The sequence below is a fragment of the Mesorhizobium sp. M0514 genome, from assembly GCF_040321145.1.
In the GTDB taxonomy this organism is placed as follows: Bacteria; Pseudomonadota; Alphaproteobacteria; order Rhizobiales; family Rhizobiaceae; genus Mesorhizobium.
Genome location: NZ_JAMYQZ010000147.1, coordinates 1 through 7,952, shown reverse-complemented (window position 1 = coordinate 7,952; position 7,952 = coordinate 1). Strand labels below are relative to the sequence as shown.

Below are 7,952 nucleotides of genomic sequence, written 5' to 3'. Positions count from 1 at the left end.
CTTTATTTGGGATGGGATATGCGAGTAGCCGAACAAGGCAAGCCGGTCGGGGCGCATGGCGACCGCTGCCCTCGCCGTCTCGACCCACGACACCACCGCGGCAGGCGTCCCATGGTGATAACAAACCACCTTGCCGCTGAGCTCGCCTGTGTCTTTGCGTTATGCCAGTCCGTTCCGCTTAGATGTCTTGGCTGTTCCCGACGAGACCTCACGCGCACCGTTTTTATTCCCACCATCCCCCCGTCAGCTCCGCCTGGGAAATTCTGCCAGCTTGCCGGATCCGACGAGATAATGCAGCGCTGGGACGGACTTTGCTCGCCAGCTAGCGACCGTGGTGATCTCTGCCAAAAGGGCGAGGCCATGAACGCGATCGGCGCTAACGGTGGCGGTTTGTATAAGCCTTGGGGTGGGAACTGGGCCTTCTATGCTGGCGCCACATACAAGCTCAACGAGACAACTTCGTTCTACCTTCGGCTCTCTCCCGGTGACCAGCTCTCAGTAGCGTCGCGGCAAACGTTGCCTATTGGCTTCTTTTCGATTTCACAGCTACGGCCACTCCAAACTCAGCAGTCGGCAAGATGGAAGGCTCCAACGGGAACTGCCCAATGCGAACAAGAAGAGCAGTGTCGGCAGTAATCCTGCGCCTCGAACGCTCATCCTAACGCCGTGAAGCGTTGAGCTCCGAGGTTGAGCAGACCAAGCCCGCAACACGCTCCAAGAGAACGGCGCATAGAAGCCATACGAGATTGCAGCCTAGCCTCGGGGCCGGACGTTGTTTCATATCAGACCGGTGGGGATGAAGCCTGCCATCCAGCACCCGGTCAGTTTCAGGTCAAACTTGAACTCCCAGTCGGGTCAGAACGCGATCAACTGGCAGTCCGGGCACTTAAAAATGACAAATGGATCGCCTGCTTTTGGGCCATCCATGGGGAATTCGGGCGCGAGAGAACAAGCTCACACACATAAGCGAAGCTCCAGGCGAATGTTGCGCTGGCCGAGGCAGAACCATGTTTAAAGCTGCCTGTTTTCCACCTCGAACCTGTCTGAGTCCGGCCGATCGTCATGGATCGGCCAAAGCATCGGCCAGATTGCTCCCTCAATTACGGTTTGTGCATAGTTGTCAGTGCGATAGGCCTGCCGAACATCGGCCGTGATCATCATCGGCAGCATCGATTTGTGTCCAAGCCTGGCAGCGGTGGCAGTGCCGATGCGGCCCTCGTCCAGCAGCAACCGCAACGCCCCCAGTCGCCGCCCTCCGGCGACGACTTCGAACTTGGCTCCCTTCGGCGCCTTGCGGGTCACAAGGTTATGGATGAGGCCATGGGCCTCGATCGTGGCGGCCAGTTCGGCCCTACCTGCGAGCGGGATAGTGATTTCAGCGGTATTCATCGACTTGCTCGTTGTTGATTTCAGGGATTGACCTGAATTGTTCAGGTCCCCTGAACCCCTGCCTCGCGGCGAGTAGCGGGGAGCGAGGGGGGCAAGTCCCGGGGGCGGAGGGGTCTCCCCGGTCTGCACCTAGCGAAGCGGAGGAAGATGGGGGAACCCGCCCGCGGCGGCTTGCTGGGGAGAGAGGGCCGCGCGCCTCTCTTCCCGCTACATAGGAAAGGTGCCGCTAGGCACATCCATGTCGGCGCAGCCGTGCCGCGAAGCGGCCCAAGAGAGAAGAGCGTACAAAACGGAAGCACCGAAATGCACGCCAGCGGGACCAAGTCAGATCGGTGCAGGAGAAAGACCGTGGCCCTGAGACCGGCTCAACAGGGCGGCCGTAGGAGCATCAGCAACGCGCCGCCGTCAGGCGGGATGCGGAACGGACGGCCCCCGGCGAAGGGCGCCGTTCTCTTTGAGCTGCGACCCTGGTGAGCGCCTTCGTGCCTAAAGCTGTGCCGTCGGGCTAAGCTTCAGCTTAAGATCGTTCTGAAAAGTCGAACATGGTTCGTCGAGGTAACCCTTGAGGGAAGGATCCTTGTCGGGTTCCCTGTTTTTCGACAAAATCGCCCTGCAGAATTTATATTGCGATTTGGCGGCATCGCACTGCTGGGTGTCCGCCTTATAGCAAGCGTGGACCAAAACGGCTCCCACGTAATCATGCTCGACGTTGTTGGAAGAAAGGTGGGTCTGAATGTCTTGGAGAATGGCAACTCCATGGGACATCCCATCTGCTCCGGAGTAGGTCATTACGAGTTGACCGGGTCGTTCAAAGCCGCTTACCGAGCCGCTCCCTGCAACGTTCTCGTAGGTGCCAGACAAATCCGGGGCCGACGTGAATGTCACCTTGAAGGGGTGCCCCAGGCCGACGGGGGTGACATCCGTAAAGTCGGGACCGTAGTACACCGAGAGATACCACTCGCCCTCTGTAAGAGCGTTGGGGGCTTTCCCGAGCCCAAGGCGCTGCATGCTCTTGTCGATGACAGTCCGAACGACGTTGGACGTGCCCTGCTGGATGCCTTCGCCGAAGCCGGTCCAGATGAAGGCGCCTACGGCCAACACAGCCATACCCAGCAGGCCGAACCTCGCACCTGTTGACTTCGTTTCACGCCCTGGCTCGATTTCCGGCTGGTCCTGCATCCGCCCCTCGCAACGCTCGTCGGGAACAACTTGGGACCCGATTAAGGGCTCCAAGGGATCGGTCAGCAGGCTTCCAGATGAACTTTCTTCTTCATGTGCATTCCTCCTCGACTCAAGGGCACTTGCCGTGCCGAGCCGAACACACGCAGTATGGAGATGATAACCCGATTGCGGCTTTCAAGTGTCCTCGCATCCCCCGAGGGCGCCACCTGATCTCTCGGGCAACCTTGTTCGGCGCCGCAGTTATTGAGGCGGTCGGCTTGGAAGCAGTTCCTTATGGCCCTCATGCATAAACCAGAGCACCCGTTTGAGATGACTGCGAAGGGCCTTACGGGCGCGGATTGGCTCTTTGACCGGATCGATACCCAGTACATCCAGCGCCATCTCCTCTTCGCTGGCACTGTCGGCGCAAGCGTCCATGAGCTTCAAATAGAGCTCGAAATGCTTGTCATCATATGCGGTTAGGCTTTCCGACCAGGGGACTTCCGTTGCAATGGTTGGATCAGGCGTTGGGCGCGATCTGCTTTTCATCCATGTCTCGCTTTGGCGATGAACCATGCCCCGTTCCGATTCAGAATATCTCCATCTAGCGCACTTTCAACAGTTCTCGGCCTTCTTTCGGACAGTGCCCAATCGTTGCATATGGTCGTGGGTTCCAAATTGGCACGCGGCTGCTCGCGACCAATACATCCTCAACTTGGCGAGGCCATGTAACGCCCGGCTGAACCAGAATGGCGCGGCTAACGCATCGCCGATTGGATCGAACCTCTTATTTTAGCTTCGCGATAATCTTGTCTGGATGCTTGCAAGCGTCCATCATGCCGCCGTACATACGCTTAAGGATCTCGCCCATCACCGTACGAGCAGCAAACATTTCCAAACTCGATCTTGCAACTTGAGGGTTTGCGTTACTGCATAGCTGCATTGCACAAAGTGTGTTTGCGCATTGCACAACTTTTAGCCATTAAGCTTACAGCTGATGCACGCGATGGTTTGCTCCCATTCCATCGTATCAGCTGTCCCCCTCTGAAGGTTTTGACTTTACATACCTCGGTTTTCCGATGGCCCTTTTTTTGGCAGTCGCCACGTCGCTAGTTGGAACGCGGCTCGATCGCCGGTTCAGCCATCAGGCTTTGGAACCCGTTCTGCCCGGCCGACCCCTCCCGACAACAGTCTGACCTTCGCCAGCCTTCTACGGGCAAGCATTCGCGCCAAAAGTTCAAAGCCGCGTCCGTAACATTCGACGATGAAAGCCAATGTCATCAGGTCAAGCAGAAACTCGTCGATCGCATGTGTGAGCGCATCAGACTTTTGTCCGAACTGAAGGAGCAGGGCGCGCGCGTCTTCGATCGCGGCCTGGCAATCGTCTGCATCTATCAGGGAACTGATCCTGTCAAAGATCTGCAAGCGTCCTCACTTTTCGGAAGCCACACTCAGCATCGGAACAGGGTAACGTTTCGCGAAAAATCGCTCGGCAGCGCGTCGAACGAGCATGATGCCTCAAATGACATATGAATTCCGGCTCACCAACATGTCGTCGAAGGCGAGTGAGCCGGCCCATGTCTGCGTCTCGGCCGCCAGACCACTGGTCAGGAGGAACTGTGGCCACATTGGTCGGAGACAAATGGGTCCATCTATTCTTCCAGCCGCCACGGTTCAGCCTAGATTACATGGAAAGCGACAATAACGGAAAGCAAAGGATCGAAAAATGAGTAGGGTGGCTGGATCAAACGAAGATTTGGCTGCACCAACGACGTTTGGGCCACTTCTGCAGCCCACTTTTCGCTCGATCTGGCTCGCCACGCAGGTTTCAAGCCTCGGCTGGTTGATGCAGACTGTCGCCATCAGCTGGCTGATGGCAACGATCTCGACTTCCGATCTGATGGTTGCGTTGGTTCAGGCTTCATCGAACCTGCCCGCCTTCGTCTTGTCTGTCTTCGCCGGGGCTCTCGCTGACAATTTCAGCCGGCGCCGGGTCATGTTCGCCGGTCGGTGCCTTATGGTGACTGCCTCCGCGATGCTGACCGCATCGGTGGCGCTGGGCTTTGTCAGTCCGTGGATGATCCTCGGCTTCTGCTTCTTGATCGCAAGCGGCGGTGCTCTCAATGATCCGGCCTGGCAAGCGTCGGTTGGCGATATTGTGGATCGACGAGATGTTCCCGCTGCCGTCACCCTGCTTTCTGTTGGATTCAATACCGTCCGGACTGTGGGCCCGGCGCTCGGCGGCATTGTAGTTGCCTCGTTTGGCCTTATGGCGGCATTCGCGGTGACCACGCTCACTTATTTCGTACCCTTGGCCACTATTTGGCGCTGCAAGTGGAAGGTTCGTTCTTCCCCTCTTCCACGCGAGTCGATGAGGACGGCGATCTATGACGGGCTGCGCTTCACGGCGATGTCATCGGAAATCAAGGCCGCGATCGCGCGCGGAACCCTCTTTGGCTTGGCGAGCATCGCCATACTCGCGCTGCTGCCGGTGGTTGTCCGCGATCAGCTGGGAGGAGGCCCGCTCGCCTATGGCGCGCTCATGGCCGGCTTCGGGACCGGAGCCGTTTTCGCTGGCCTGTCCAACAGCCTGTTCAGACGGAGCTTGTCGCAGGAGCGGCTGATGAGGCTCTCCTGCGTCGCCTGCGCGGCGTGCTCACTTTCCCTGGCACTGACAACTTCGATCGGGGTGGCGGCAATTGCACTCGCTTTGGGCGGCGCGGGCTGGGTCACCGCCTGGTCAGGGGTCGGTGTGAGCGTGCAGCTGGCAAGCCCGCGCTGGGTCGTGGGGCGCACCATCTCGATCTACTATGCTTTGATAGATGGTGGCATCGCGCTCGGCAGCTGGGTGTGGGGCACGGTGGCCGAAAACCATTCGCTGGCCCTGGCGCTGCAGGGTTCCGCTGCCTCCCTGATGTTCGTCGCTGCAGCCGGCGTTCTGTTTCCTCTTCGCGAGCGCCGCGACTCAGAGCCCGATCCTCTGGAGGAATTCGATGCCCCGGCTGTCGCTCTCAATCTGGAGCCGAGAAGCGGCCCGATCGTGGTCAAGGTCGAATATCTGATAGCCGAGAGAAATCTCGAGGCTTTCCTCGACCTCATGCGGCAGCGGCGTCATGTACACAGCCGGGTCGGTGCTCGGAATTGGACGCTCCAGCGGAACTTGCAGAAGCCTATGCATTGGACGGAAACGTTCCGCACGCCGACCTGGACGGACTACCTTCGCCTCAATCATCGTCTGACGGAAGTGGACAAGGAACTGGACGAGCGTGTCTTCCAGTTGCACGCGGGAGAGGAAGCGCCTCAGATGACACTTTCCATCGAGCGACCGACAAGCTCGGCCCGCAAGCCCGAGCACTCAGCTTTTCGCCATCCCCGTCATTGAAGCCCGGCCGGCACAGAAAACGCGATTCTTGTCTATCGCGCTCAAACCGGTGCGGGAGACGGACAATCCACCAAAATTCGATGATGGGTGGCAGAGAAGAACCCCAGGCTTGGAGAGTGCGACCGATCGGTCCCCACTGTGAAGCGGAGCCTGGGGCTACAGCGGCACGCGACTATTGCCGCGTGTCACCTTTTGAATTTAAAGTCTTCCTCAGTCCGCCTCGCTGATCCGGGCCAACGCTATCTTGAGGTTGGCATTTTGTCCCGCCAGCTCGCTGAGACGATCACGTTCGGCGGCGACCACATCCGGACTGGCGTTGGCAACGATGCACCCGCGCGGAGCGTGCTGTTGCTGGAAACAGGAAGGCATGATCGGCCAAAGCCGGGAGAGGTGCCGCCGGCAGTAGCGAATGGGCTGCTGCGTCAGCTTGGTGTCTGGACGCCGTTCGCCGAGGCCGGCTTCGTTGAAAATCGTGCGCTTCTTCCGGTGTGGGCCAATGAAGTTCCCAGCGAGCGGCACGGCATGTTTTCCGCTCAAGGTGCCGGCTGGCAGCTCGACCGGACGCGATTCGACCGGCTGATGGTGCAGGCGGCCAAGGCGGCAGGTGTGGACACGCGGTTTGGCTCGGCCGTGGGCTCGGCAGTGCGCGACGATGAAGGCTGGCTGCTCAAGCTGGCCGATGAAGCTATCGTTGCCCGCGCCGTGGTTTGGGCGACCGGTCGCAGTTGGAGGCTGGCGCGATGTTTCGGCGCCAAGCTCACCATGCACGGACATCTTGCCGCCTACACACGCTTTTTCGACCGCGCACCGGGCGATTGCAGCATGGTCGTCGAGGCGCGTCCCGAAGGCTGGTGGTACAGCGCCGACTTGCGCGTGCCTCACCGATCCGGATCTGGGCAGCGAACTGCGCAAAGCCGGACATTGGTACCGCGCTTTAGCCGCAACGCAGTCCATCGCGCCGCTCGTGCCGCCCAACGCAATCGAGACCGCCAGCATGATCAAGGCGGCGGGAACCGCAACGATCGATCCCGCCGCCGGTGACCGCTGGGTCGCGGCGGGCGACTGCCTGTTCTGTGCCGATCCACTGTCATCACGCGGGATCGTGCATGCACTCCGCTCAGGGATCCTGGCGGCCTACGGGGCATCGGACATGCTGGACGGGCGTGGCGATTCGCCTGCGCCCGCTATGCAAAATCGCCACACGCGGCTTTGCCGATTAGCTCCCGGCGCTGGCTGCCCACTATGCAGCCGCCGCGCGATGGGACACGCCTTTCTCGCAGCGGCGGCGCAGCCATGTCTTCCACGCGTCTAGCATCGAAGGAGGGAGGTCAGAGGTGGTCTCGGGACGGGGTGCTCGGCATTTATGAACCGACCGAGCGCCAGCGAGTGGTCGTCGGCGGGCTCGATGGCGGCATCAGGTCAGGGAACTCGGCCTCCATGATCATCTCCGATTTAATTCAAATTTGTCTGTATATATTGACGATTGCACTACCTTCACCTCGTAGACGGCAATGCGGGCGGGTAGAGAGGGTTCTATGATATGACAAGCGATTTTTCCGCCGCCCGAGTGCATTTAGATCGAGCGTATGACTACCTTTGTGGGGATGACCCGATGAGTCAAAGGGGCCGCGAAGCCTTGGACCTGCTAATTGAGGCCGTTGCCGTCGAAGAGTTCAAGCAGCCACGCCAAAGCGCTGAGGTGCTAAGGTTTCCGATCGGGCGCCGCTGCTGAGGTAATCTCCACGGCCGCCATGTAGCCTCGCGGGTGAGGCGCTCACGGCAGGGACTCGCCGCCCCGTGAGGGCCGGGAACGAACGCATTGGCAAACGGAAAGCCCACTTGCCAGACCAGCGCCCGGCCGGCGTGGCAAGTAGGCCGGCGGTTCCAAGCGGAGACATTGATGCCGGACTATGTCGTGCTTTGCATCGCATTAAGCTGCTGCGGGATATACGTAAGGCCATCGCTAAAAGCATCGAATGCGGCAGCGACAGCGCGAATCCCAAAGCGATGCTCCCGCCGT

The 7,952-nt window shown here is 59.7% G+C and carries 7 protein-coding genes; 3 read left to right on the top strand and 4 right to left on the bottom strand.

Going from position 1 to position 7,952, the window contains the following annotated elements; all coding sequences use genetic code 11:
* Positions 1-1,011 precede the first annotated feature (1,011 nt).
* The 4 genes from NKI61_RS31465 to NKI61_RS31450 all read right to left on the bottom strand — a co-directional run bounded on the left by NKI61_RS31465 (position 1,012) and on the right by NKI61_RS31450 (position 3,975).
* Complete coding sequence (locus NKI61_RS31465; RefSeq protein WP_352842250.1) at positions 1,012-1,389, bottom strand: ParB N-terminal domain-containing protein; 378 nt, start codon at positions 1,387-1,389, stop codon at positions 1,012-1,014.
* A gap of 486 nt (positions 1,390-1,875) precedes the next feature.
* Entirely contained in the window at positions 1,876-2,568 is a 693-nt protein-coding gene (locus NKI61_RS31460; RefSeq protein WP_352842248.1) for a hypothetical protein, read from the bottom strand.
* 243 nt (positions 2,569-2,811) lie between these two features.
* Complete coding sequence (locus NKI61_RS31455; RefSeq protein WP_081726247.1) at positions 2,812-3,099, bottom strand: hypothetical protein; 288 nt, start codon at positions 3,097-3,099, stop codon at positions 2,812-2,814.
* A 588-nt stretch (positions 3,100-3,687) separates the two neighbouring features.
* Positions 3,688-3,975 (bottom strand): hypothetical protein, encoded by a 288-nt coding sequence (locus tag NKI61_RS31450; protein ID WP_050588774.1) that lies wholly within the window; start codon positions 3,973-3,975, stop codon positions 3,688-3,690.
* Between the two features lie 301 nt (positions 3,976-4,276).
* On the opposite strand from NKI61_RS31450, the gene NKI61_RS31445 reads away from it, so the two are divergent.
* The 3 genes from NKI61_RS31445 to NKI61_RS31435 all read left to right on the top strand — a co-directional run bounded on the left by NKI61_RS31445 (position 4,277) and on the right by NKI61_RS31435 (position 7,664).
* A complete protein-coding gene (locus tag NKI61_RS31445; protein WP_352842246.1) occupies positions 4,277-5,932 on the top strand; it encodes an MFS transporter in 1,656 nt (551 codons plus the stop codon).
* Between the two features lie 258 nt (positions 5,933-6,190).
* Positions 6,191-6,973 (top strand): NAD(P)/FAD-dependent oxidoreductase, encoded by a 783-nt coding sequence (locus NKI61_RS31440; protein ID WP_352842244.1) that lies wholly within the window; start codon positions 6,191-6,193, stop codon positions 6,971-6,973.
* 499 nt (positions 6,974-7,472) lie between these two features.
* Positions 7,473-7,664: a hypothetical protein gene (locus NKI61_RS31435; protein ID WP_023727257.1), complete on the top strand. Its 192-nt coding sequence runs from the start codon at positions 7,473-7,475 to the stop codon at positions 7,662-7,664.
* The last annotated feature ends 288 nt before the right edge of the window (positions 7,665-7,952 follow it).

Bases quoted from the DNA above. Each gene is read 5' to 3' on its own strand.
- NKI61_RS31465 (WP_352842250.1), bottom strand. From the start codon at position 1,389: ATGAATACCGCTGAAATCACTATCCCGCTCGCAGGTAGGGCCGAACTG.
- NKI61_RS31460 (WP_352842248.1), bottom strand. From the start codon at position 2,568: ATGCAGGACCAGCCGGAAATCGAGCCAGGGCGTGAAACGAAGTCAACA.
- NKI61_RS31455 (WP_081726247.1), bottom strand. From the start codon at position 3,099: ATGAAAAGCAGATCGCGCCCAACGCCTGATCCAACCATTGCAACGGAA.
- NKI61_RS31445 (WP_352842246.1), top strand. From the start codon at position 4,277: ATGAGTAGGGTGGCTGGATCAAACGAAGATTTGGCTGCACCAACGACG.
- NKI61_RS31435 (WP_023727257.1), top strand. From the start codon at position 7,473: ATGACAAGCGATTTTTCCGCCGCCCGAGTGCATTTAGATCGAGCGTAT.